This is a genomic window from Erythrobacter neustonensis, assembly GCF_001663175.1.
Classification (GTDB): domain Bacteria; phylum Pseudomonadota; class Alphaproteobacteria; order Sphingomonadales; family Sphingomonadaceae; genus Erythrobacter; species Erythrobacter neustonensis.
Genome location: NZ_CP016033.1, coordinates 2,969,512 through 2,992,857 on the forward strand (window position 1 = coordinate 2,969,512; position 23,346 = coordinate 2,992,857).

At 62.2% G+C, this 23,346-nt stretch carries 32 protein-coding genes; 1 reads left to right on the forward strand and 31 read right to left on the reverse strand.

Features of this window, described 5'->3' with window-relative positions; genetic code table 11:
- Positions 1-38: 38 nt before the first annotated feature.
- The 26 genes from rplO to A9D12_RS14565 form a co-directional block, all read right to left on the reverse strand.
- Entirely contained in the window at positions 39-563 is a 525-nt protein-coding gene (gene rplO / locus A9D12_RS13795; RefSeq protein ID WP_068352876.1) for a 50S ribosomal protein L15, read from the reverse strand.
- Between the two features lie 73 nt (positions 564-636).
- On the reverse strand, positions 637-813 hold the full coding sequence (rpmD, locus tag A9D12_RS13800; RefSeq protein ID WP_068352879.1) for a 50S ribosomal protein L30: 177 nt from the start codon (positions 811-813) through the stop codon (positions 637-639).
- Positions 814-819: 6 nt separating this feature from the next.
- On the reverse strand, positions 820-1,524 hold the full coding sequence (rpsE, locus tag A9D12_RS13805) for a 30S ribosomal protein S5 (RefSeq protein ID WP_082925572.1): 705 nt from the start codon (positions 1,522-1,524) through the stop codon (positions 820-822).
- 2 nt (positions 1,525-1,526) lie between these two features.
- Entirely contained in the window at positions 1,527-1,871 is a 345-nt protein-coding gene (gene rplR / locus A9D12_RS13810) for a 50S ribosomal protein L18 (RefSeq protein ID WP_068352882.1), read from the reverse strand.
- A 1-nt stretch (position 1,872) separates the two neighbouring features.
- Positions 1,873-2,406 (reverse strand): 50S ribosomal protein L6, encoded by a 534-nt coding sequence (gene rplF, locus A9D12_RS13815; protein WP_068352885.1) that lies wholly within the window; start codon positions 2,404-2,406, stop codon positions 1,873-1,875.
- A complete protein-coding gene (gene rpsH, locus A9D12_RS13820; protein ID WP_068352889.1) occupies positions 2,406-2,801 on the reverse strand; it encodes a 30S ribosomal protein S8 in 396 nt (131 codons plus the stop codon). The genes rplF and rpsH overlap by 1 nt, the downstream gene beginning before the upstream one ends.
- A 10-nt stretch (positions 2,802-2,811) precedes the next feature.
- Entirely contained in the window at positions 2,812-3,117 is a 306-nt protein-coding gene (gene rpsN / locus A9D12_RS13825; RefSeq protein WP_068352892.1) for a 30S ribosomal protein S14, read from the reverse strand.
- Between the two features lie 42 nt (positions 3,118-3,159).
- A complete protein-coding gene (gene rplE / locus A9D12_RS13830; protein ID WP_068352896.1) occupies positions 3,160-3,744 on the reverse strand; it encodes a 50S ribosomal protein L5 in 585 nt (194 codons plus the stop codon).
- Positions 3,737-4,057 carry a 50S ribosomal protein L24 gene (rplX, locus tag A9D12_RS13835; RefSeq protein WP_068352899.1) on the reverse strand — a complete coding sequence of 107 codons (321 nt, stop codon included), beginning with the start codon at positions 4,055-4,057 and terminating at the stop codon, positions 3,737-3,739. Before rplX ends, rplE begins: the two co-directional genes overlap by 8 nt.
- Positions 4,057-4,425, reverse strand: coding sequence for a 50S ribosomal protein L14 (rplN, locus tag A9D12_RS13840; RefSeq protein ID WP_068352902.1), 369 nt, complete (start codon positions 4,423-4,425; stop codon positions 4,057-4,059). The genes rplX and rplN overlap by 1 nt, the downstream gene beginning before the upstream one ends.
- 76 nt (positions 4,426-4,501) lie before the next feature.
- A complete protein-coding gene (gene rpsQ / locus A9D12_RS13845; protein WP_068352907.1) occupies positions 4,502-4,792 on the reverse strand; it encodes a 30S ribosomal protein S17 in 291 nt (96 codons plus the stop codon).
- An 11-nt stretch (positions 4,793-4,803) separates the two neighbouring features.
- Positions 4,804-5,016 (reverse strand): 50S ribosomal protein L29, encoded by a 213-nt coding sequence (gene rpmC, locus A9D12_RS13850; RefSeq protein WP_068352910.1) that lies wholly within the window; start codon positions 5,014-5,016, stop codon positions 4,804-4,806.
- Positions 5,016-5,450 carry a 50S ribosomal protein L16 gene (gene rplP / locus A9D12_RS13855; RefSeq protein ID WP_068352913.1) on the reverse strand — a complete coding sequence of 145 codons (435 nt, stop codon included), beginning with the start codon at positions 5,448-5,450 and terminating at the stop codon, positions 5,016-5,018. The genes rpmC and rplP overlap by 1 nt, the downstream gene beginning before the upstream one ends.
- 11 nt (positions 5,451-5,461) lie before the next feature.
- Positions 5,462-6,157 (reverse strand): 30S ribosomal protein S3, encoded by a 696-nt coding sequence (gene rpsC / locus A9D12_RS13860; protein ID WP_068352916.1) that lies wholly within the window; start codon positions 6,155-6,157, stop codon positions 5,462-5,464.
- A gap of 1 nt (position 6,158) precedes the next feature.
- On the reverse strand, positions 6,159-6,536 hold the full coding sequence (gene rplV, locus A9D12_RS13865; protein ID WP_068352919.1) for a 50S ribosomal protein L22: 378 nt from the start codon (positions 6,534-6,536) through the stop codon (positions 6,159-6,161).
- The gene (gene rpsS / locus A9D12_RS13870) at positions 6,536-6,811 is read right to left on the reverse strand and encodes a 30S ribosomal protein S19 (protein WP_068352923.1); all 276 of its coding nucleotides are present in this window, start codon (positions 6,809-6,811) and stop codon (positions 6,536-6,538) included. Before rpsS ends, rplV begins: the two co-directional genes overlap by 1 nt.
- A gap of 6 nt (positions 6,812-6,817) precedes the next feature.
- Positions 6,818-7,654, reverse strand: coding sequence for a 50S ribosomal protein L2 (rplB, locus tag A9D12_RS13875; RefSeq protein WP_068352926.1), 837 nt, complete (start codon positions 7,652-7,654; stop codon positions 6,818-6,820).
- Between the two features lie 23 nt (positions 7,655-7,677).
- Positions 7,678-7,986 carry a 50S ribosomal protein L23 gene (locus tag A9D12_RS13880; protein ID WP_068352929.1) on the reverse strand — a complete coding sequence of 103 codons (309 nt, stop codon included), beginning with the start codon at positions 7,984-7,986 and terminating at the stop codon, positions 7,678-7,680.
- Positions 7,979-8,608, reverse strand: a complete 630-nt coding sequence (gene rplD, locus A9D12_RS13885) for a 50S ribosomal protein L4 (RefSeq protein ID WP_068352933.1) — start codon at positions 8,606-8,608, stop codon at positions 7,979-7,981. Before rplD ends, A9D12_RS13880 begins: the two co-directional genes overlap by 8 nt.
- A gap of 3 nt (positions 8,609-8,611) precedes the next feature.
- Complete coding sequence (gene rplC / locus A9D12_RS13890) at positions 8,612-9,406, reverse strand: 50S ribosomal protein L3 (protein WP_068352936.1); 795 nt, start codon at positions 9,404-9,406, stop codon at positions 8,612-8,614.
- A gap of 278 nt (positions 9,407-9,684) precedes the next feature.
- Entirely contained in the window at positions 9,685-9,996 is a 312-nt protein-coding gene (rpsJ, locus tag A9D12_RS13895) for a 30S ribosomal protein S10 (RefSeq protein WP_017665146.1), read from the reverse strand.
- Positions 9,997-10,388: 392 nt separating this feature from the next.
- Complete coding sequence (gene tuf / locus A9D12_RS13900; protein ID WP_068352939.1) at positions 10,389-11,579, reverse strand: elongation factor Tu; 1,191 nt, start codon at positions 11,577-11,579, stop codon at positions 10,389-10,391.
- Positions 11,580-11,670: 91 nt separating this feature from the next.
- Positions 11,671-13,758: an elongation factor G gene (gene fusA, locus A9D12_RS13905; RefSeq protein WP_068352942.1), complete on the reverse strand. Its 2,088-nt coding sequence runs from the start codon at positions 13,756-13,758 to the stop codon at positions 11,671-11,673.
- Positions 13,759-13,893: 135 nt separating this feature from the next.
- Positions 13,894-14,364 carry a 30S ribosomal protein S7 gene (gene rpsG, locus A9D12_RS13910; protein ID WP_068352945.1) on the reverse strand — a complete coding sequence of 157 codons (471 nt, stop codon included), beginning with the start codon at positions 14,362-14,364 and terminating at the stop codon, positions 13,894-13,896.
- A 168-nt stretch (positions 14,365-14,532) separates the two neighbouring features.
- Positions 14,533-14,904, reverse strand: a complete 372-nt coding sequence (rpsL, locus tag A9D12_RS13915) for a 30S ribosomal protein S12 (protein ID WP_006831873.1) — start codon at positions 14,902-14,904, stop codon at positions 14,533-14,535.
- A gap of 335 nt (positions 14,905-15,239) precedes the next feature.
- Positions 15,240-16,871 (reverse strand): RNA-directed DNA polymerase, encoded by a 1,632-nt coding sequence (locus tag A9D12_RS14565; protein WP_197489831.1) that lies wholly within the window; start codon positions 16,869-16,871, stop codon positions 15,240-15,242.
- Between the two features lie 495 nt (positions 16,872-17,366).
- On the opposite strand from A9D12_RS14565, the gene A9D12_RS13920 reads away from it, so the two are divergent.
- Positions 17,367-17,933 carry a hypothetical protein gene (locus tag A9D12_RS13920; protein WP_068352948.1) on the forward strand — a complete coding sequence of 189 codons (567 nt, stop codon included), beginning with the start codon at positions 17,367-17,369 and terminating at the stop codon, positions 17,931-17,933.
- 116 nt (positions 17,934-18,049) lie between these two features.
- Here the strand turns inward: A9D12_RS13920 and A9D12_RS13925 are convergent, their stop codons facing one another.
- From A9D12_RS13925 to A9D12_RS13945, 5 genes are all read right to left on the reverse strand, one after another.
- Positions 18,050-18,838, reverse strand: a complete 789-nt coding sequence (locus A9D12_RS13925) for a LysR family transcriptional regulator (protein WP_068352951.1) — start codon at positions 18,836-18,838, stop codon at positions 18,050-18,052.
- A 60-nt stretch (positions 18,839-18,898) separates the two neighbouring features.
- Positions 18,899-19,312 carry a Co2+/Mg2+ efflux protein ApaG gene (gene apaG, locus A9D12_RS13930; protein WP_068352954.1) on the reverse strand — a complete coding sequence of 138 codons (414 nt, stop codon included), beginning with the start codon at positions 19,310-19,312 and terminating at the stop codon, positions 18,899-18,901.
- A 105-nt stretch (positions 19,313-19,417) separates the two neighbouring features.
- Positions 19,418-21,397 carry an alpha/beta hydrolase family protein gene (locus A9D12_RS13935; protein ID WP_082925574.1) on the reverse strand — a complete coding sequence of 660 codons (1,980 nt, stop codon included), beginning with the start codon at positions 21,395-21,397 and terminating at the stop codon, positions 19,418-19,420.
- Between the two features lie 92 nt (positions 21,398-21,489).
- On the reverse strand, positions 21,490-22,107 hold the full coding sequence (locus A9D12_RS13940) for a 2-hydroxychromene-2-carboxylate isomerase (protein WP_068352960.1): 618 nt from the start codon (positions 22,105-22,107) through the stop codon (positions 21,490-21,492).
- A 12-nt stretch (positions 22,108-22,119) separates the two neighbouring features.
- On the reverse strand, positions 22,120-23,337 hold the full coding sequence (locus tag A9D12_RS13945) for a trans-sulfuration enzyme family protein (RefSeq protein ID WP_068352962.1): 1,218 nt from the start codon (positions 23,335-23,337) through the stop codon (positions 22,120-22,122).
- Between the last annotated feature and the right edge of the window lie 9 nt (positions 23,338-23,346).

Sequence of the window (23,346 nt, forward strand, 5' to 3'; positions counted from 1 at the left end):
GAGCTCTTGTCGAACCCCCGCGCCGCACCTTTTGTCGATTACTTCGCCTTTGCCGCCTTGTTGGCGTCGCGGCGAGCAAGCTTCTTTTCGTGTTCGGGGGTGGCAGGTGCTGCCACTTCGACGCTGCCGCCGGCCTTTTCGACCGCCGCGATCGCACCCTTGGTCGCGCCGGTCACAGCGAAGGCAACCTTCGCGGTGATCTCGCCCTTGCCGAGCAGACGCACGCCATGCTTGCCGCCGCGCACAAGGCCGGCTTCACGCAGGGCTTCCTCGGTGATCGTGCCCTTGGCATCGAGTTTGCCGGCGTCGATGAACCTCTGGATCATGCCGATGTTCACTTCGGCATAGTCCTTGCCAAAGGGGTTGTTGAACCCGCGCTTCGGAAGACGCATGTGCAGCGGCATCTGACCGCCTTCGAAGCCCTTGATGGCAACGCCCGAACGGGCCTTCTGGCCCTTCTGACCGCGTGCCGAGGTCTTGCCCTTGCCCGAGCCGATACCACGGCCGACACGGATGCGACCCTTGCGGGCGCCGGCATTGTCGCGGATGTCATTCAGTTTCATAGTCGTGCACTCGCTTTCGCTTTTGTCGCGCTGAGAGAAAGGAAGGCCCCACTTTCGCGGGGCCTGCCTGGATTTAGTCGATCACCTGAACAAGGTGCGGCAATTTTGCAATTGCACCGCGCACCTCGGGGGTGTCCTGGCGCTCTACAACTTTGTGCATCTTGTTCAACCCAAGACCGATAAGGATCTTGCGCTGGCTTTCCGGACGACGGATCGGCGAACCGATCTGCTTGATCTTGATGGTAGCCATCTGGGATTACTCCGCAATCGCGGCAGCATCGGCTTCCGCTTCAGCTGCACTCGCCCCGCCGCGACCCAGGAGGTCGGCAACCTTCTTGCCGCGACGCTGAGCCACTGACTTCGGCGAAGTCTGCTCAGTCAGCGCGTCGAAAGTGGCGCGGATCATGTTGTAGGGGTTCGAGGTGCCGACCGACTTGGTCACCACGTCGGCAACGCCGAGGCTCTCGAACACGGCGCGCATCGGACCACCGGCGATGATGCCGGTCCCTGCCGGTGCGGTGCGGACCGTCACCTTGCCGGCGCCAAAGCGGCCGTTGCCGTCATGGTGCAGCGTGCGGCCTTCCTTGAGCGGAACGCGGATCATCTTCTTGCGGGCCGAAGCGGTCGCCTTGGTGATCGCTTCAGGCACTTCGCGGGCCTTGCCGTGACCGAAGCCGACGCGGCCCTGGCCGTCACCGACCACGACCAGCGCAGCGAAACCGAAGCGCTTGCCGCCCTTTACGGTCTTCGAGACGCGGTTGATGTGCACCAGCTTTTCGATGATGCCATCATCTTCTTCCTGCTTGCCACCGCGATTGTTGTCACGGCCACCGCGGCCACGACCGCGGTCGCCGCCTTCGCGGTTCCCGCCGCGACCACGGCCGCGACGGTTCTGGTTCTCACCGGCATCGCCAGCTTCGACCGCCACTTCGGGCGTTTCGATGGTGTTTTCGTCAGCCATTGTCAGAACTCCAGCCCGCCTTCACGGGCGGCATCGGCCAGCGCCTTGACGCGGCCATGGAACAGGAAACCGCCGCGATCGAACACGACAGTCGTCACGCCCGCCTTCTTGGCGGCCTCGGCGATCTGCTTGCCGACTTCGGCAGCAGCATCGACATTCGCGCCGCTGACCGAACCACCCAGGGTCGAGGCAGCAGCGACGGTCTTGCCGGCTGCGTCATCGATGATCTGGGCGTAGATGTGGCGGCCGGTGCGGTGCACCGACAGACGGGGCTTGCCACCGGCACGCGCGCGAAGCGCAGTGCGAACCCGGCGACGGCGACGTTCGAAAAGGGAAAGCTTTGCCATCTTATCTCTTCTTCCCTTCCTTGCGGAAGATATATTCGCCGCGATAAGCGATACCCTTGCCCTTGTAAGGCTCGGGCTTGCGCCAGCGGCGGATTTCGGCGGCAAACTGACCCACGGCCTGCTTGTCGATACCGGAAATCTCGATCGTGGTCTGGTCCGGGGTCTTGACTTCAAGACCTTCGGGAACCGGCAGATCGACATCGTGGCTGTAGCCGAGCTGCAGCTTCAGGTTGCGGCCCTGGGCGTTGGCACGGTAACCGACACCCTTGATCACGAGCACCTTGGTGAAGCCGTCGGTGACGCCTTCGACCAGGTTCGAGACCAGCGTGCGCTGCATGCCCCAGAAGGCGCGCGCCTGGCGCGTGTCGTTCGCCGGCTTCACCGAAATGGCGCCGTCTTCGACCTTGTAGTCGATCAGATCCGACAGACCGAGCGACAGGGTGCCCTTGGGGCCCTTCACGCTGAGCGTGCCGTTGTCGATGGTGGCCGTCACCCCTCCGGGGATCGCCACCGGCTTTTTGCCGATGCGGCTCATCAGAACACCTCCGCCAGGACTTCGCCACCGACGTTGTGGTTGCGTGCTTCGGCATCCGAAAGCACGCCACGCGGCGTCGAGACGATGGTGATGCCAAGACCGTTGCGGATCGTCGGCAGTTCCTTGGAACCCGAGTAGACGCGGCGGCCAGGCTTCGAAACGCGGGCGACATGCTTGATCGCAGGCTCGCCTTCGAAATACTTCAGTTCAATCCGCAGCGCCTTGTGCTTGCCCGAATTGTCTTCGGAAAAGCCACGGATGTAGCCTTCGCGCTGAAGCACTTCGAGAACGCTTGCGCGCAGGTTGCTCGCCGGGGTCAGGACAGAGTCCTTCTTGGCGCGCTGGCCGTTGCGGATACGGGTGAGCATGTCACCCAGAGGATCGGTCATTGCCATTGTTCAGTCCTCACCAGCTCGACTTGGTCAGGCCGGGAATCATCCCGCTGTTGCCGAGTTGACGCAGTTCGATACGGTTGATGCCGAACTTGCGGTAATAGCCGCGCGGGCGGCCGGTGGTGGCGCAACGGTTGCGCACCCGGGTCGGGTTCGCGTTGCGCGGAAGCTCGGCCATCTTGAGCCGGGCCATCAGGCGCTCGGTCTCGTCGAGGCTTTCGTCGTCCGCAATCGCCTTCAGCTTCTCGTACTTCGCAGCGTACTGCTTCACGAGCTTCTTGCGACGCTCATTCTTGTTGATGGAACTCAGTTTCGCCATGGACTTAAGCTCTCTGCTTTCGTGTCTCTACGGGGAAGCGGCTCACGCCGCCTCCTTCTGGTCGGTCTTTCCGGCTTCGCCCTGGAAGGGGAAACCGAACAGGCGCAGCAACTCGCGCGCCTCTTCGTCGGTCTTTGCCGTGGTCGTGACAATGATGTCCATCCCACGCACCTTGTCGATCTTGTCGTAGCTGATTTCAGGGAACACGATCTGTTCCTTCAGCCCCATCGCGTAATTGCCACGGCCATCGAACGACTTGGCGTTCAGCCCGCGGAAATCTCGGATGCGCGGCATTGCCACGGTGACGAGACGGTCAAGGAATTCGTACATCCGCTCACGGCGCAAGGTGACCTTGCAACCAATCGGCATGCCTTCACGCAGCTTGAACTGCGCGATCGACTTCTTGGCGATCGTGATAACCGGCTTCTGGCCAGCGATCAGTGCCATTTCCTCGGCGGCGGTCTGAACCTTCTTCTTGTCCTGGCTCGCCTCGCCCACGCCCATGTTGAGCGTGATCTTGTCGAGCTTGGGGACTTCCATCCGGTTCTTGTAACCGAACTTCTCGGTCATGGCCTTGACGATCTCGTCGTCATACTTGGCCTTCAGACGTGCGGTGTAATCAGCCATCGATCGTTTCCCCACTCTTGACAGCAACGCGCACCTTCTTGCCGTCCTTCGTTTCGAAGCGGACGCGGGTGGGCTTGCCGGTCTTGGGATCAGCAAGAGCAACCTTCGAGATTGCCATCGGAGCCGCGAAACGGTCGATGCCACCCTGGGGGTTGGTCTGGCTGGGCTTGCGGTGACGGGCGACGACGTTCACGCCTTCGACAACGACCTTGCTGTCCTTGGGCATGACCTGGGCGACCGTACCGGTGCGGCCCTTGTCCTTGCCCGACAGGACGACGACGTTGTCACCCTTCTTGATCTTAGCGGCGGCCATTACAGCACCTCCGGAGCGAGCGAGATGATCTTCATGAAGCCCTTGCCGCGCAGTTCGCGCACCACGGGGCCAAAAATACGGGTGCCGATCGGCTCCTCGTTCTTGTTCACGAGCACGGCCGCGTTGCTGTCGAAGCGGATGACAGTGCCATCCGGACGACGAACGTCCTTGCGGGTACGCACGATCACCGCACGGTGAACGTCGCCCTTCTTGACCTTGGTGCGCGGCTGCGCCTCCTTGATGGAGACGACGATCACATCGCCGACGCCCGCGGTACGACGCTTCGACCCGCCCAGCACCTTGATGCACTGGACGCGCTTGGCGCCGCTGTTGTCCGCGACGTCGAGATTGGATTGCATCTGGATCATTGATCCGTCTTCCTTCTCAATGGCTTACCAGGACGCCCGATCCGACCGGGGCCTGACAGTTCCGATTACGCCTAATTCAGTTACCCGCGGCTGCGACGTCAAGGTCGGCTTCCACCGCCTGCACGCCACCTGCCACGACCCGGTCCTTGACGATCCAGGTCTTGGTCTTGGAAATGGGGCGGGTCTCTTCGATCCGCACCACGTCACCCACGGTGTATTCGTTCTGCTCGTCGTGAGCGTGATACTTCTTCGAACGACGGATGATCTTCCCGTAAAGCGGGTGCTTCACCTTGCGTTCGACCAGCACGGTCACGGTCTTGTCGGTCTTGTCGGAGCTCACAGTCCCGACGAGGATACGCTTGGGCATCGTGTAACTCCTTACGCCTTGGCAGCGGCGGCCTTCGCCGCACGCTCGCTTTGCAGCGTCTTGATCTGCGCGATGGTCCGGCGCACCTGGCGGATGCGCGAGGGAGCCTCGAGCTGGTTGGTCGCAGCCTGGAAGCGCAGATTGTAGGCTTCGCGCTTGAGCTCGGTGAGCTCGGCGGTCAGCTGATCATCGCTCTTGGTGCGAAGGTCCGTGATATCGGCCATTATTCGCCTCCCAGGTGGCTGGTGTCGCCCAGACGGGCAACGACCTTGGTCTTGATCGGCAGCTTCATCGCCGCGCGCTCGAATGCTTCGGCAGCCAGCGGGCCGGCGACGCCGTCGAGTTCGAACAGGATGCGGCCCGGCTTCACCTTGGCTGCCCAGTATTCGACCGAACCCTTGCCCTTACCCTGACGGACTTCGGCAGGCTTCTTGGACACGGGCACATCGGGGAAGACGCGGATCCAGAGACGGCCCTGACGCTTGATGTGGCGGGTGATCGCACGACGCGCAGCTTCGATCTGGCGCGCGGTGACCCGCTCGGGTTCCAGAGCCTTGAGGCCGTAGGAACCGAAGTTGAGCGCGGTGCCGCCCTTGGCTTCGCCCTTGATCCGGCCCTTGAACTGCTTGCGGAACTTGGTCTTTTTCGGTTGCAACATGGTCTGTTACCTCAACGAGCCGGGCGGACGCCGGAAGTCTGCGCTTCCAGCATCAGGCGGTCTTGCGCGGTCGGATCATGGGCAAGGATCTCGCCCTTGAAGATCCACACCTTGATCCCGATGATCCCGTAGGCGGTCAGCGCCTCGGTTTCGGCGTAATCGATGTTCGCACGCAGGGTGTGAAGCGGCACGCGGCCTTCACGGTACCATTCGACGCGGGCGATTTCCGCCCCGCCCAAACGGCCGCCGCAAACGATCTTAATGCCTTCGGCGCCAAGACGCAGAGCCGACTGCACGGCGCGCTTCATCGCCCGGCGGAATGCCACGCGGCGAACCAGCTGGTCGGCGATGCCCTGAGCGACAAGCTTGGAATCGATTTCCGGCTTGCGGATCTCGACGATGTTCAGCTTCACGTCGCTCTTGGTCATCGTGGCGAGCTTCGAACGCAGCTTTTCGATGTCTGCGCCCTTCTTGCCGATGATGACACCGGGACGCGCCGCATAGATCGACACGCGGCACAGCTTGGCCGGACGCTCGATCACCACCTTGGAAACTGCCGCCTGCGGCAGGTTCTTCATGATGTACTTGCGGATCGCGACATCTTCCTTGAGCAGCTGTGCATAGTCGCGCCCTTCGGCGTACCACCGGCTGTCCCAGGTGCGGTTGATCTGCAGGCGCAGACCGATCGGATTGCTCTTCTGGCCCATCTTACGCCTCTTCTGCTTCGCGAACCACAATCCGCAGCCGCGAAAACGGCTTGAGGATCCGGGTCGACTTGCCGCGACCACGGGTGTGGAACCGCTTCATCGTCACCGACTTGCCGACCGAGGCTTCCGCCACGATGAGCGCATCGACGTCGAGGTTGTGGTTGTTTTCAGCATTGGCGATCGCCGAAGCGAGAACCTTGCTGGCGTCACGTGCCATGGCCCGCTTCGAGAAGGCGAGGATGTTCAGCGCATCTTCGGCCTTCTTGCCACGGATCAGAGCGGCGACGAGGTTGAGCTTCTGCGCCGAACCACGGATCGTGGTGCCGACGGCCAGCGCCTCGTTATCGCCAACGCGGCGGGGTGCTTTTGCCTTGCCCATTAGCGCTTGCCCTTCTTGTCGGCAGCGTGGCCCGGGAAGGTGCGCGTGGGCGCAAATTCACCAAGCTTGTGACCGACCATTTCTTCCGAAACCGAAACGGGAATGAACTTGTGTCCATTGTAGACATTGAAGGTCAACCCGACGAACTGCGGCAGAATCGTGGAGCGACGCGACCAGGTCTTGATCGGCTTGGTGTTGCTCGCTTCCTGCGCGCCCTCTGCCTTCTTGAGCAGGCTCAGCTCGACAAACGGACCTTTCCAGACGGAACGTGCCATCGTCTTTTACCTCTTCTTCTTCGCGTGACGCGAACGGATGATCATCTTGTCCGTCTGCTTGTTGTGGCGAGTGCGAGCACCCTTGGTCGGCTTGCCCCACGGCGTCACCGGATGGCGACCACCGGAGGTCCGGCCTTCACCACCACCGTGCGGGTGGTCGACCGGGTTCTTCGCAACACCGCGGGTCAGCGGGCGGACGCCCATCCAACGCTTGCGGCCAGCCTTGGCGAAATTCTGGTTGGCGTTGTCGGGGTTCGACACCGCGCCCACCGTGCCCATGCAATCGGCACGCAGGTAACGCTGTTCGCCCGAGTTCAGACGCACGATGACCATGGCGCGGTCACGACCGACGACCTGCACATAGGTGCCTGCCGAACGGGCGATCTGACCGCCCTTGCCCGGCTTCATCTCGACGTTGTGGCAGATCGTGCCGACCGGCATCTGACCCAGCAACATCGCATTGCCCGGCTTGGTGTCGGTCTTTTCGCCAGCCACCACCACGTCGCCGACAGCAAGACGCTGCGGAGCGATGATGTAGGTTTGCTCACCGTCTTCGTACTTCACCAGCGCGATGAAGGCGGTGCGGTTGGGGTCGTATTCCAGACGCTCGACCGTGGCCGGGGTGTCCCACTTGCGACGCTTGAAGTCGATGTAGCGGTACTTCTGCTTGTGACCACCGGCGATCCCGCGCGAGGTGACGTGACCCTTGTTGTTGCGGCCACCGGTCTTGTGCTTGCCTTCGGTAAGCGCCTTGACCGGCTTGCCCTTGTAGAGGGCCGACTTGTCGACCAGGATCAGACCGCGGCGCGCGGGACTGGTCGGCTTGTAGTTCTTGAGTGCCATTGTTCGTTTCTCCGTCCCTGGCCTCAGATACCGCTGGTGATGTCGATCATTTCACCCTCGGCGAGGGTGACAATGGCCTTCTTCACGTCGGAGCGCTGATAGGCCTTGCCCTTCCAGCGCTTGGTCTTGCCCTTCTGGACCAGGGTGTTCACGGCGAGGACCTTCTTGTCGTAGATCGCCTCGATCGCTTCCTTGATCTGGGGCTTTGTCGCGGAACCCGCGACCTTGAAGACCACGGCATTGAATTCCGACGCGAGCGTCGACTTTTCCGTGATGTGCGGCGCGATGATCACGTCGTAGTGACGCGCATCGACAGTCTGCTTCTTAGCCATTGAAGCGCGCCTCCAGCTTTTCGACAGCGGCCTTGGTCAGCACCAGCGTGTCGTGGTTGAGGATGTCGTAGACATTGGCACCGATTGCGGGGAGCACGTTGATCCCGCGCAGGTTGCCGGCAGCCTTCTTGAAGCCTGCATCGACCTGCTCGCCGTCGATCACCAGCACCTTGCCGGTCAGACCGGCCTTGGTGAGCTGACCCTTGAGCGCCTTGGTCTTGGCATCCGCCAGTTCGAGGCTGTCGACGATCACGAGACCGTTCTTGGCCTTGGTCGAAAGCGCCATCTTCAGGCCGAGGGCACGGACCTTCTTGTTGAGCGACTGCTCGAAGTCACGCTTGCGCGCACCGTGAGCCTTACCACCACCGATGAAGATCGGGGCAGCACGGTCACCGTGACGGGCGGTACCACCACCCTTCTGCTTGCCGAACTTCTTGCCGGTGCGAGCAACGTCCGAACGCTCACGCGTCGGGCGGGCAGTGCCGCGGCGGTTTTCGAGCTGCCAGGTCACCACGCGGTGCAGGATGTCAGCGCGCGGCTCGATGCCGAACACGTCGTCCGAAAGCTCGATGTCGCCGCCCTTGACCGCGGTGCCGTCGATGTTCTGAACCTTGATCTTCATGGCTCAGCCTTCCTTGTTTTCTTCAGTGGCCACGGCGTCGTTTTCGGCGCCTTCGGTCACAACGGCTTCGTCAGCTGCAGCATCGGCCACCGAAGGGGTCGTGTCAGCCTTGGGAGCCTTCTTGTCGAGGACAGCGCCCGGGAACGGCAGGCCTTCAGGGGCCGACAGCTTCACCGAGTCGCGAACGAGCAGCCAGCCATTCTTCGCGCCCGGGACCGAACCCTTGACGAAGAGAAGACCGCGCTCGGCGTCGGTGCGGACGATTTCGAGGTTCTGCTGGGTGCGCTGACGGTCGCCCATGTGGCCGGCCATCTTCTTGCCCTTGAACACGCGGCCCGGATCCTGACGGTTACCCGTCGAACCGTGGGCACGGTGCGAGATCGACACACCGTGGGTGGCGCGCATACCACCGAAGCCCCAACGCTTCATGGCGCCGGCAAAGCCCTTACCCTGGGTGTGGCCGGTGATGTCGACCATCTGACCAGCAATGAAATGCTCGGCGCTGATGGTCGAACCGACGGGCACGAGGCCGTCTTCGTTTTCGACGCGGAATTCAGCGACGCGCTTCTTGAGGCCGACGTCGGCCTTGGCGAAATGTTCACGCTGCGGCTTGGCAACGTTCTTCTGCTTGGCTTCGCCCGCACCGAGCTGGACCGCGAAATAACCATCGCGATCGGCAGTACGGTGCGAGACCACCTGGCAATCTTCCAGCGAGAGAACGGTCACGGGAACGTGCCGTCCGTCCTCTTGGAAGAGGCGGGTCATCCCGACTTTCTTTGCGATAACGCCTGTGCGCATCGTAAGCTCACTCCTCAACAGAGGCACCCTGCAGACCATCCACAAGGTGCGTGTGAGACCGCGACACCAAAATGGCATCGCGGCCCCGTTCAGCCCATATTTTGATGCATCGCCCCGTCCGGGCTGAGTGCTTGCCAAGGCCGGGTGGCCGCTGGAAGCGAGACGGGGGACGCAGCCCGGAGAGACTCTCCGGCGGTATCCACCCTATCGTCAGGCGGAGCGACTTGCGCTCCCACGATAGAGGCCCCTTGCCGAAGCAGGGGGCATTTCGGCTAGCCTCAGGCCAGCTTGATCTCGACGTTCACGCCGGCAGCCAGATCGAGCTTCATCAGAGCATCGACGGTCTGGGCGTTGGGCTGCACGATGTCGAGCAGCCGCTTGTAGGTACGCACTTCGAATTGCTCGCGCGACTTCTTGTCGACGTGCGGACCGCGGTTCACGGTGAACTTCTCGATGCGCGTGGGCAGCGGAATGGGGCCACGAATAAGCGCGCCGGTGCGGCGGGCCGTGTCAGCGATCTCGCCAGTTGCCTGGTCGAGCACGCGGTGGTCAAACGCCTTGAGGCGAATGCGGATATTCTGAGCTTCCATGTCCTACTACCGATGCGAAAGAGCCAAGGATTTGCCGACGGGGCCGGCATTTCCCAAAAACAAAGACCGCCCGGCTATGCTCGGTTTCCCGGAGAGGGCGGCTTCCCTCAAAACTTGCTGCCTTCACGAGACGAATCTCGCTCGGGGAAGCGCGCCTATACGGGGCGCGTTGGATTCTGGCAAGGCCTGACCGACAGGAAATTACATGACCGTGAAACGACCAATATCCTGCATCCGAAAGGCGCCCTGCCCTGCCCCGTGTGGCCGAGTGATGATGAACGAAACGCTTCTCCGCCTGGCCATCACAAGACCTCACACAAAAAGGCCCGGCAGCTCATCAAGAGCGGCCGGGCCTGTTTGCGTTCAGTAACGCTCCCTAGGGGAGCAGAACCTTACTTGGTGATCTTGGCAACGACGCCCGAACCCACGGTGCGGCCGCCTTCACGGATTGCGAAGCGCAGACCTTCGTCCATGGCGATCGGTGCGATCAGCTTCACGCCGATCGAAACGTTGTCGCCCGGCATCACCATTTCGGTGCCTTCGGGAAGGATCACTTCGCCGGTCACGTCGGTGGTGCGGAAGTAGAACTGCGGGCGGTAGTTGGCGAAGAACGGCGTGTGACGGCCACCTTCGTCCTTCGACAGCACGTAGACTTCGGCTTCGAACTCGGTGTGCGGCTTCACGGTGCCGGGCTTGCAGAGAACCTGGCCACGCTCGACTTCTTCACGAGCCACGCCGCGGATCAGAGCGCCGACGTTGTCGCCAGCTTCACCGCGATCGAGCAGCTTGCGGAACATTTCCACGCCGGTGACGGTGGTCTTGCGGGTGTCCTTGATGCCGACGATTTCAACTTCGTCGCCAACGTTCACGATGCCGGTTTCGATACGGCCGGTCACCACGGTGCCGCGACCCGAGATCGAGAACACGTCTTCGATCGGCATCAGGAAGGGCTTGTCGACCGGACGGTCGGGCTGCGGGATGTAGCTATCGACGGCTTGAATCAGAGCAATGACCGAGTCCTTGCCGATGTTGTCGTCGCGGCCTTCGAGAGCGGCCAGAGCCGAACCCTTGACGATCGGAATATTGTCACCGTCGAAGTCGTACGACGACAGCAGTTCGCGAACTTCGAGTTCGACGAGCTCGAGGATTTCCTCGTCGTCAACCTGGTCGACCTTGTTCATGTAAACGACCAGAGCCGGCACGCCGACCTGACGGGCGAGCAGGATGTGCTCACGGGTCTGGGGCATCGGGCCGTCAGCAGCGTTCACCACGAGGATCGCGCCGTCCATCTGGGCAGCACCGGTGATCATGTTCTTCACGTAGTCGGCGTGGCCCGGGCAGTCGACGTGCGCGTAGTGACGCTCAGCCGATTCGTACTCGACGTGTGCGGTCGAGATGGTGATGCCGCGCTCGCGCTCTTCGGGAGCCTTGTCGATGTTGGCGAAGTCCACGGCGGCACCGCCGTAGGTTTCCGACATCACCTTGGTGATTGCAGCGGTCAGCGTGGTCTTGCCATGGTCAACGTGACCGATGGTGCCGATGTTGCAGTGCGGCTTATTCCGCTGGAACTTTTCCTTGGCCATTTCTCTGTACCTTCTTGAATGAAAACGTGTGTTCGCGGGAGAGTGGCGGCACCCGCAGAATCAGGCGCCGCCCCTAGACTGCCTAAGCAGCTTAGGCAAGTTTCTCCTTGACCTCGGCTGCGACGTTGGCGGGAACTTCGTCGTAGTGCGAGAACTGCATCGAGTAGTTCGCACGCCCTTGGGTGAACGAGCGGAGTTCGTTGACGTAACCGAACATGTTGGCGAGCGGCACGTTGGCCTCGACCGCCTGGGCGTTGCCCCGGGTGTCGGTGCCCTGAATCTGACCGCGCCGCGAGTTGAGATCGCCGATCACGTCGCCCAGATATTCATCCGGAGTGATGACTTCAACCTTCATGATCGGTTCGAGCAGCTTGATGCCGGCCTTCTGCGCCACTTCGCGCATGGCACCGCGGGCGGCGATTTCGAACGCGATCGCGCTCGAGTCGACGTCGTGGTAGGCACCATCGGTCAGCTTGATCGAGAAGTCGATGATCGGGAAGCCGACGAGGTGGCCGCTGGCGGCCTGCTCGCGGAAGCCCTTTTCGATCGCCGGGATGTATTCGCGCGGAATATTGCCGCCCTTGATCGCATCCTCGAACGTCACGCCCTGGCCGCGTTCACCCGGGGTGACGGTGACCTTGACGCGGCCGAACTGGCCCGAACCACCCGACTGTTTCTTGTGGGTGTAATCGACTTCGACTTCGCGGCCGAGATATTCGCGGTAGGCCACCTGCGGCGCGCCCACGTTGGCTTCGACCTTGAATTCGCGGCGCATACGATCGACGATGATGTCGAGGTGCAGTTCGCCCATGCCCTTGATGATCGTCTGGCCCGATTCGTGATCGGTCGAAACGCGGAACGAGGGATCTTCAGCCGACAGGCGGTTGAGCGCGATGCCCATCTTTTCCTGGTCGGCCTTGGTCTTGGGCTCCACCGACAGTTCGATCACGGGCTCAGGGAATTCCATCCGTTCGAGCACGATCGGAGCGTTGGCTGCGCAGAGCGTGTCGCCCGTGGTGGTTTCCTTCATCCCGGCCAGCGCGATGATGTCGCCTGCGAAGGCTTCATCGACGTCCTTGCGCTCGTTCGCATGCATTTCGAGCATGCGACCGACCTTCTCCTTTTTGTCCTTCACCGAGTTCAGGTAGGTGCCCTTGTTGAGCACGCCCGAGTAGATGCGGATGAAGGTGAGCGAGCCGACGAAGGGATCGTTCATGACCTTGAACGCCAGCGCGCTGAAGGGCGCATCGTCGGTTGCCGGACGGCTGTCGGTTTCGTCGCTGTCCATCTTGACGCCCTGGACGTCGTCGATGTCGAGCGGCGAAGGCAGATAGTCGACGACGGCGTCGAGCAGAGGCTGGACGCCCTTGTTCTTGAACGCCGAACCGCAGCACACGGGCACGAACGACTGGTTGAGCGTGCCCTTGCGGATCAGCGCCTTCAGCGTGTCGACATCGGGCTCGGTGCCTTCGAGATAGGCTTCCATCGCCTCGTCGTCCTGTTCGACGGCGAGCTCGATCAGATCGCTGCGGTACTGCGCGGCTTCGTCGGCCAGGTCAGCGGGGATCTCTTCATAGACGAATTCTGCACCGAGCGATTCGTCCTTCCAAATGATCGCGCGGTTGTGCACCAGATCGACCAGACCCTTCAGATCGGCTTCGAGACCGATGGGAATGTAAAGCACGGCAGGCTTCGCACCCAGACGATCGATGATCGACTGGACGCAATATTTGAAGTTGGCACCGGTGCGGTCCAACTTATTGATGAAGCACATGCGGGGGACGCCGTACTTGTCGGCTTGGCGCCATACGGTTTCGGACTGGGGTTCAACACCCGCCACGCCGTCGAAGCAGGCGACCGCGCCGTCGAGGACGCGCAAGGAACGTTCGACTTCGATGGTGAAGTCCACGTGTCCGGGGGTGTCGATGATGTTGATCCGGTGCTCCGGACCGCCGGCGACCGACCAGAAGCAGGTCGTGGCGGCCGAGGTGATCGTGATCCCGCGCTCCTGCTCCTGCTCCATCCAATCCATCGTCGCTGCGCCATCGTGCACTTCGCCGATCTTGTAGGACTTGCCGGTGTAGTAGAGAATCCGCTCGGTCGTGGTGGTCTTGCCGGCGTCGATGTGCGCCATGATCCCGATATTGCGGTAGCGGTCGATGGGATGGCTGCGTGCCATGGTCAATTTCCTAGGTTTGGTGGAGCTGGGCCGTCCGGCATGCCGGAGCCGTGTTCCATATAGTTGCTTTTGTGGCAGTGGTAAGACCGGCCGTCCGGAACAGGCCCGGACGGCCGCTTACCCCAAGCCGGAACCTTACCAGCGGTAGTGCGAGAAGGCGCGGTTCGCATCCGCCATGCGGTGCGTGTCTTCGCGCTTCTTGACCGCGTTGCCGCGGTTGTTCGCCGCATCCAGAAGCTCACCCGACAGACGCGCTGCCATGGTGGTTTCGGGACGACCGCGCGCGGCGCTGATCAGCCAGCGGATCGCGAGCGCCTGGGCACGCTCGGGGCGAACCTCGACCGGCACCTGGTAGGTCGCACCGCCAACACGGCGGCTGCGCACTTCGACCTGCGGCTTCACGTTGTTCAGCGCATCGTGGAACAGCTGGATGGGATCGGCCTTCGACTTGGCTTCGACCGTCTGCAGCGCAGAATAGACGATACCTTCGGCAACGGCCTTCTTCCCGTCGTACATGAGGTTGTTCATGAACTTCGACAGGATCTGATCCCCGTACTGGGGATCGGGCAGGATGACCCGCTTTTCGGGACGACGACGACGTGACATGTTTTTTAACTCCTTCGGAGTGCGGGCCCCACCCCCCTTCCGTCATGCTGAACTTGTTTCAGCATCCATCGGGAGGCGGGCTCAGCCCTGTAATCGGATAGACCTGTGCCGGCGGCTCCATGAAACCTGAAACGAGTTCAGGATGACCCGGTGCCGAAGGCTACCGGGTCACTTCGGACGCTTGGCGCCGTACTTCGAACGGCTCTGCTTGCGATCCTTGACGCCCTGCGTGTCGAGCACGCCGCGAAGGACGTGGTAACGCACGCCGGGAAGGTCGCGCACACGGCCGCCGCGGATCAGCACGACGCTGTGTTCCTGCAGGTTGTGGCCTTCGCCCGGAATGTAGCTGATGACTTCGCGCTGGTTGGTCAGGCGAACCTTGGCCACCTTGCGCAGTGCCGAGTTCGGCTTCTTCGGGGTCGTCGTGTAAACGCGGGTGCAGACACCGCGCTTCTGCGGGTTCTGTTCCATCGCAGGGACCTTGGACTTGGCCTTCTGCGGAACGCGGCCCTTGCGGACCAGCTGGTTGATCGTCGGCATTAAGTTCTCACTTCACCAGATGAGGGTGACACCGAAAACCGACGATGTTGGAAAAGGAGTTGGCCAAGCCTTGCGCGATCGCCCCGCCCCGGTCGAAACCCGGATAGGCGGGAAGCCGGAATGCCCGCATCCGCGGACACACCTGCCAGTCGCACAAGCCGAAACGCTCCACCCACATGCCGGCCGTTGGGCCACCGGGTTACTTTGACGGCTACCCCCGTTGGAGAGAGCGCACCGCCAATGTTCAGCTCGCTTCCGCAGGGCATGCCCACGGAGGATGGGGGCCCTTAGGCGGGATTGGGCGGGGGGTCAAGAACCTAGACGTCGGGTCCCGTTCACACACCTATAATCGCATCGATCCTCTCGATAAACCAATCAGGAGAATGCTGCTTCATTGTCTTCAGCAGCGGACGCTTCTCATCTGGAGACAATCCGGAGTGGCTAGCGACCGCAAAATAAATTGAGCGCCGCACAAAATCAGGCACATTGTTTGATACGTCAATCGCAAGCGCCCTTATCCTCGAACGATCAAGGCATGGATAGCCAATCGAAATGGCCTCCCGAAAAAAAATAAGCGAGTCGAGCTGTGAATGATGGGCCACGATATCGTCGACGTACCTTGAGTCCGCAAACGTTGACTGGGATGACAGTCGCAAGATTGGAACCAGAAGCGGATAAGGTCCAGAAAGCCAATCGAATCCATTGAATATCAATTCACATAATTCAGAAGATAATCCTTCGGGTAAATTTTCCTTCTCTTTAATAAGTGCATCAGCGATATATATTATTGATGTTATTCTTCTTTCTATGCATGTCTTCAATATCTTTGTGTCCTGATCAACATGCACGAAAAATTTAACAGCGGTTTTTAAATTATCTTCGAATTGATAATCTTCACAACTCGCGATCAAGGCCAAAATCTCAGCCTTATCGAGGAGCTGTAATTTCTTAAGAAATTCCTGTCCCGGCCTACGATAAAATTTGGAAATTGAGGTCGTTCCGCTAATTCTAATCCTCTTCCTGACTTCTATTTGCTCCTCTAAGTCGAGTTTTTGATGCTCGCCAGAATCAAACCTGTTTGCCATCGATGCCGCTTCATCAGCATCAACAATCTGAACGATATCAGTCTTTCGACTGTTCAACGAAAGCCCCTCATCAGCCAATAGAGCCGTCAGTCTCTCGACGCACTTTAAGGCTTTTTCCTTAGTTTCCGCAAAAATACGGTAATCATCGACATATCTAATGAATGTGACGCCTTCTTCGATCAACTTCCTATCAACATCGATGAGAACCGCCTCTGAGAGTATCCTACTCGCATCAGATCCCACGGGAATTCCGAAACTACGTCGATCACCGGCCCAGAAAAACAGTATCTCGCAAATCAATTTACAATATTTTCTCTCTAGTCCGCAATCGAGCAAATGGTTTTCGAGAGTATGATTTCCAATCCTGTCAAAAAAATTCGATATATCCGTTATTACTTTCCAATGACCAATTTTCTCTTTGGAAAGCCTGGACGATTCAGCTCGAAAGCTGTCATATCCAAAATCTTCATCGAACAGCTGGTCAGGACTATCCGATCGACGGTGGGAATGAATTATTTTTCTCTCTCTTGCAGGACGAAGCGCCTCAATCTTCTCAAATGCTAGAACTGCTAACGAAAGATATTTCACCGCATCGAAAGGATCAAGCCATGCAACTTGCCGGAAGGTGTTCTCGTCCTTCGCTACTAGTGTTTTTCTGGTCGGCCCGATCCGCTCTTGCTCTAGGTCAGCACGCTTGAGAAACTTGATAGTCTCCGCCTTAACGGCGCGACGAAAGTCGTCGGGGTGAGCGCGTAGTACCTGAGTCTCGATGGGGTATGAGAAAACAGGAGGACGAAAGAGATCGTCGGCCCCCTTTTCGAGAATCCGGGTAACCGCCAGCTCAATGGCACTCTCAATTCGTCTAAATTCTGTAGCGTCCAACCACGCCCCCACATATAAATGAGAAATCGGCCATAGACCTAAGAATTCGCCTCATATCGATCAAGGCGTAGATCAGCTTAGTCGACGTCATGTTGTGAACAACTCGCCCGGGGTTCGGATCAAGACCAATGAGTTAACTCCCCGATTCACCTTCTGTGGCCCTGCCGAGGACCGGCGCGTCGGGGCTGGCCTTTGCTCCACGCGATCGAGGACGCTCTGCGGGCGCTCGCTTTTGCCACCGGCTGGGCGGGGTCGGACGTGGGGGTTTGCGTCTGGATCGGGATGAGCGGGGGTGCCATGCGCACCCTTGGAGGCTCCGGGAGTTTTTGTGGGCGCCCTCAGACGCCGGGTGGCGGACCCCCGTCCGCTTTGGCTTTCCTCGCATAAGCTCGGGCGCGCGGTCGTGCTTGCGGCGCTGCGCGCCGGTGCATCGCCACGCGCTACGCTGGAGGCTTCCCCGTTTCCTACTCGCCAAGGGTGTGCCAGCCTCCCCCCATGCCCAAGCACACTCCCTCCCCCGCCCCCCCGCGCGAGCCGCTGCTCTTCAACAACCGCAAGCATCCGCGTCAGGCGACTTCGCGCGTCGCTTTTGCCGAGATGGCGATCCCTGACGACGACCCGCTGCTCGAGTTCATCCCCTATTGCCACAAGCAGCCGCGCTCGAACGCGATCCTGCCCGCGGTGCAGCGCGCTTTCATCTATCAGCTGGCCTCCACCGGGATCGTCAAGCAGGCGGCGATCCGCGTCGGCAAGAGCATCGAGGCGCTCTACAAACTGCGCGAGAAGCCGGGGGCGGAGGATTTTGCGCGGGCGTGGGATGCGGCGCTCGAATGGGGGCGATTGCGGCTGGAGGATTGCGCAATGGAGCGCGCGATCCATCAGGGCGCGCACAACCCGCGCGCCAATTCGATGATCTGCTGGGTGATCCAGCACCGTTCGCAGCACATGGTCGACGCGCGCAAGGTGCATCCCGGCCACTGGCTTTACGAACGCATCCGCCACGACATCACCGGCGCATGGGGCGACGAGGATGAGGATGGTTCACCCAGCGACCCGAGCTGAACGCGCTGGTTCGGCGCATAGCGCCGCAAGGCCGACCGGCCGCCCGCAGCGACGCGGCCTTCAGGCCGTGTGAGCGAGGATTTCGCAGCGCGCACGCGCTGCGGAACAAGGGTTTCTCAGGAACTGAGAAACGCGACCAGACTTCGCACCTTCTTGCTGCGCCATTGCGGTGCGGGTGCGAGCAGCCAGTAGGCGCGGGTGCCGGGTTCGGGGTCGCCGAGCGCGATCAGCTGGCCTTGTGCGATCCCCGCCTCGGCCAGTGCGAGCGGGACCACGGTGCGTCCCATCCCCGCAAACGCCGAGGCCAGCGCCTGTCCCGGCGATCCGGCGCGGATGCAGGGGTTCACGCCATCGGGCAGCGGCATTCCCGGCCATTCGATCCACGCATCGCGGTGGCTGGGCGCGGCGATCGTGACGCGCATCGCGGGGGCAAGCTGGACGCCTTGCAGATCGCTCGGCCCGTCGACCAGCCGGATCGCAAGGTCGAGGTTCGCCTCGGTGAAGTCGGCATGTTCGTCGGGGGCGAAGATATATTGCACGCCGGGCGTTTGGGCCTGGAACGCGGCGAGGCGCGGGGCCAGCCATGCGGCGTAGAATTCGCGCGGGGCGGCGATGGTGTAGCGGTCCGATGCCTGGCCCGCCTGCATCGCGGCGACGCTTTCCTCGAAGCGCAGGAACCCTTCGCGTAAGGGGTCGAGACCGGCCTCGCCCTCGGGCGTGAGTTCGAGGCCCTTGGAGGTGCGGCGGAACAGCACGACGCCGAGCACATCCTCGAGCGCGCGGATCTGCTGGCCGACCGCGGCGGGCGTGACGGCAAGTTCGTCCGCGGCGCGCGTGAAGGACAGGTGCCGCGCGGCGGCATCGAACACGCGCAGGGCGTTGAGGGGCAGATGGGTGCGCTTCACCCGCCTGCGATTAGGCGGCCTCGCCGCGCATCGCAAGCATCCGCGTGCCTGGGCTTGTGATCAGCGCGGGGTGCGGCCCACCGCGATCTCGGGCGCGGCGAGCGGGAAAAAGGGGATGCGGATCTCGGCGGGCGAACCGTCGCTGCGCACGAAGGTGTAGAACCCCTCCATCGACCCGCGCGGGGTGGTCAGCGGGCAGCCCGAGACATAGTCGTGGCTTTGCCCGGGCAGCAGCGTGGGCTGTTCGCCGACCACGCCCTCGCCGTCGACATGGTTCACCATCCCGCGCCCGTCGGTGATGCGCCAGTGCCGGGTGCGAAAGGTCAACGGCTCGTGCGAGGCGTTCTCGATCCGGATGTGATAGACCCAGAACCACTTGCCCGCCTCGGGGTGCGACTGTTCGGGCAGGTAATTGACAGCGACCCGGACGGTGACCCCGTGGGTGGTGGCGGCGTGCTGGAAAAACTCTTTCATGTCGCCTCCGAAGTTAGCGATTGATCGCTGTCTCACAAGAGGCTCAACGCGCTTAATCCCAGCTGTATCCCGCCGCGCGCCGGTTTGGGTGCGGCCGCGCGGGGGTCACGGTGTCGCGGCCGGCGCGGCGGGGAGCGGATCGGGCGGGTTGTGCCTGGCCAGAAACGCGTCGAGCGCCTCGTACCAGGCCTGCGCGCTTTCGGGCTTGGAGAAGCTGTGCCCCTCGCCCTCGATCACGAGCGTTTGCGGCGGAACCGGCGCGCCGCGCGCGGCGCGTTCGAAGATGGTGTATTGCGACAGAGGCACGCGCTGGTCCTTGGTGCCGTGCGCCAGCAGCACCGGGCGCGAGAGCTGGCCGGCCGCGCGATAGGGCGACACTTCGCCCAGTTCCTGCGTCTTGCCCTTGCCGCGCACGCGCGCCGACCACCACTTGTTGACCTTCGGAGACAGATAGCGCCGGTCATAGGTGAGCAGCTTGCCCCAGTCGGTCACCCCCGCCCAGCTGGCCGCACAGCGGTAGCGTTCGGGATTGCGCAGCACCGACCACAGCGCCGCATAGCCGCCGTAGGAGCCGCCCACCACGCACACGCGGGCCGGATCGGCGATGCCTTCCTTGACCGCCCAGTCCATCGCATCGTCGATGTCGTCCTGCATCTTGCGGCCGATCTCGCCGACGCCGGCTTCGAACAAGGCCTCGCCATAGCCGCCCGAGCCGCGGTAATTGGGTTGCAGCACCGCATAGCCGCGGTTGGCGAGCAACTGCACCTCGTCGTTGTATTCGAGCTTGTCGCGAATGCCGTAGGGGCCGCCGTGCGGCATCACGATCAGCGGCAGGTTGCGGGGCGCGCGCCCGCGCGGCAGCGTGAGGTAGCCCGTGATCGCCATCCCGTCGCGCGCGGTGTAGCGGATCGGTTTTGGCCGGGCGAGCGCCTGAAAATCGAGTTCGGGCCGGTATTGCGAGAGTTCCCGCATATATCTGGCCGCAGGATCGAACATGTAAAGCACGCCCGGATCGGCCTCGTCGCCGGCATAGACGAGCATCATCTTGTCCTGTTCGGCGCGGCTGGTGATCCAGATATCGCCGTTGCCAAGCGCCTTGCGCAGCGCCTTGTATTGCGCGGCGGCAGCCTCGTCGAACCAGTGCACCTCGTCGCGCTCGGCGGTGTAGTACGCGGCATAGGGCTTGCCATCGCGGAAGCTGACGCTTTCGATGTCCCAATCGGGATGTTCGAACACCGTGTCGAGCATCTGCCGCTTGGCAAAGTCGAAGCGGCGCAGCGCGACGCGGCCCTTTTCGCCGTCGGACAGGACATAGCCGATATCGCTGTCGCCGGGGATGTGGATGGCCTCCCAGCCCGGCTCGCCATCGGCGGCCTTGGGCATGGGCTTGAGCTCCTTCGATCCGGCGGCCCGGTAATAGACCTTCTCCTTGTCGCCGACGTAGGCGATGCCCAGCCGCACGACGCCGCTATCGTCCGCCATCCAGTCGTAGGGAACCTCGCGCGGGCGCTCGATGGTGGTGATCTTCCCGTCGGGCGCAAGTTCGTGGCGCATCACCGCCGGATATTCGGTGATCGACGGCTGGATCGAGACGAGAACATGCGAGCCGTCCTTGGCAACGTGGATCACATCGTCGCCGTCCACCACCGCGCTTTTGGGAAACAGCCGGGTCATCGCCCCGGTGGCGACATCGAGCAGCACCAGACGCGTAAAGCGCACATCCTCGCCGAAAAATTTCGCCGAGGTCGCGGCCGACAACAGGAGCTTGTCCTTGCTGACCCAGCGATACCACTGGAAATCGTCATTCGGGCTCGCGGCAAAGGCACGCGCAACCTTGCCGGTTGCGGTATCGAGGACGATCAGATGGGTCGCGCCGCCCCCGTCCCGCATATAGGAGAACTTCTTTGCGTCGGGCGAAAGCCGGGTATCCCAGAAGGCGAGACGCTTGGCAAAATTGCCCGCCGCGATCGGTGCCGGCGGCGCTTCGGCGGCAGGCGCTGTGTTCTGAGCAACGACGCTGCCCGATGCCAGCGGCAGAGCGGCAACCATCGCCGCCCCGGCCAGATGCCGGAAAATTCGTCTCATAACCCCGCGCGCCCCCGTATGGTTCTGATTCGGCGAGATTATGGTCCGCCAGCGCGAAAGCAAACGCCGCCGCGCATCAGGCAGGGGAAAGGTCAGCCCTTGGCGAGCAGTTCCTCGATCTGGGGCAGGCGCTCCTTGCCGAAGAACATCTCGCCCTGCCCGCGCGGGCCCACGAACATCGTCGGGATGCCGAAGGCGCCGCGCGCGACGACCGCGTCGGTGTTTGCAGCCAACCCCTGCTTGACCGCGTCGGTCTGCGCGCGGGCGAGCAGATCGCCCGCGTCGAACCGCGCCTTTTCCAGCGCAGCGCCGATGGCTTCGGGCGAGGAAATGTCGAGCCCGTCCTCCCAGATCGGACGCAGCAGCGCCTCGACGAACTGCACCCCGCGACCGTCCTGATCGGCGGCGTAAAGCATGCGTTGCAAGGTGATCGAATTGAACGGGAATTGCGGGTGCATCGCGAAATTGCCCAAGCCGTGGCGCGTGATGAAACGCTGCATTTCGAGCATCGCATATTCGTTCTTGCCCTTGACCTCGGCATCGCGCAGCATCGGCGGGGCGTTGCCGGTCAGCTTGTGCATCCCGCCCAGAAATACGGGCACCACGTCAAGCTCGGCCTCGTAACGGTTGACGAGTTCGCGCAGCGGCCACCAGATGAGATAGGCGTTGGGGCTGACAAAATCGAAGACGAGTTCAACGCGTTTGGCCATCGGGCTGCTTCCTTACATGCCCGCCGCAGCGAGCGCCTGGTCCATGTCTTCGGTGAGATCGGCGATATCCTCAAGCCCGACATTGATCCGCAACAGGCCTTCGGACACGCCCATCGCGGCGCGCGCCTCTTCGGTCATGTTGGCATGCGTGGTCGAGGCAGGGTGGCACATCAGGCTGCGCGCATCGCCGATATTGTTCGAGATATCGATCAGCTTCAGCGCATCGAGCACCGCAAAGGCGCGCGCGCGGGTGCCGACATCGAAGGCGAAGATCGGCCCGGTCGCATCCATCTGCGCCCGCGCAAGATCGTGGCGCGCGTGGCTGGGCAGGCCGGGGTGGCGCAGGTGCCCGCCCGCAGCGAGCACGCGCGGTTCGAGAAATTCGCCCAGCTCGACCGCGCTGCGGCTTTGCGCAAAGGCGCGCATCGGCAGCGTCTCCAGCCCCTTCAGCACCACCCAGGCGTTGAAGGCCGACAGCGTCGGGCCGGTGTTGCGCTGGAACGGCATCAGCACCTCGTCGATCCATTGCTTGGACGCGCAGATCGCGCCCGCCAGCACGCGGCCCTGCCCGTCCATCAGCTTGGTGGCGGAATAGGCCACCACATCCGCGCCGAACTCCATCGGACGCTGCAACACGGGCGAGGCAAAGGCGTTGTCGACCACGGTGGTGATCCCGTGCGCGCGGGCAAGGCTGCAGACATGCGCCAGATCGACGATGTCGAGCGTGGGGTTCGCCGGGCTTTCGAAGAAGAACACCTTGGTGTTGGGCCGGATCGCGGCTTCCCATGCGGCGTTGTCCGCGCTGTCGATGATCGACACGTCGATCCCGAACTTGGGCAGCAGATTGTCGCACAGCCAGCGGCAGCTGCCGAAAGCGGCGCGCGCGGCGACCACGTGATCGCCTGCGGAAAGCTGGCAGAGCAGAGCCGCGGTCATCGCCGCCATCCCCGATGCCTGCGTGCGGCAGGCCTCCGCCCCTTCCATCAATGCGATGCGTTCTTCGAGCATCGCGACGGTGGGGTTCTGGAGCCGCGAATAGGTCATCCCTTGCGCGCTACCGGCAAACCTGTCGGCGACGGTCTGCGCATCGTCGTAAGTATAGCCCGAGGTGAGGAACAGCGCCTCGCTCGTCTCGCCGTGTTCGGAACGCCAGGTGCCGCCGCGCAGTGCCTTGGTTGCGGGGCGCCAGTTGGCGGTAGCGGCGCGGTCCATGCCGGTGGTCTTTTTCATGGGCCTCCG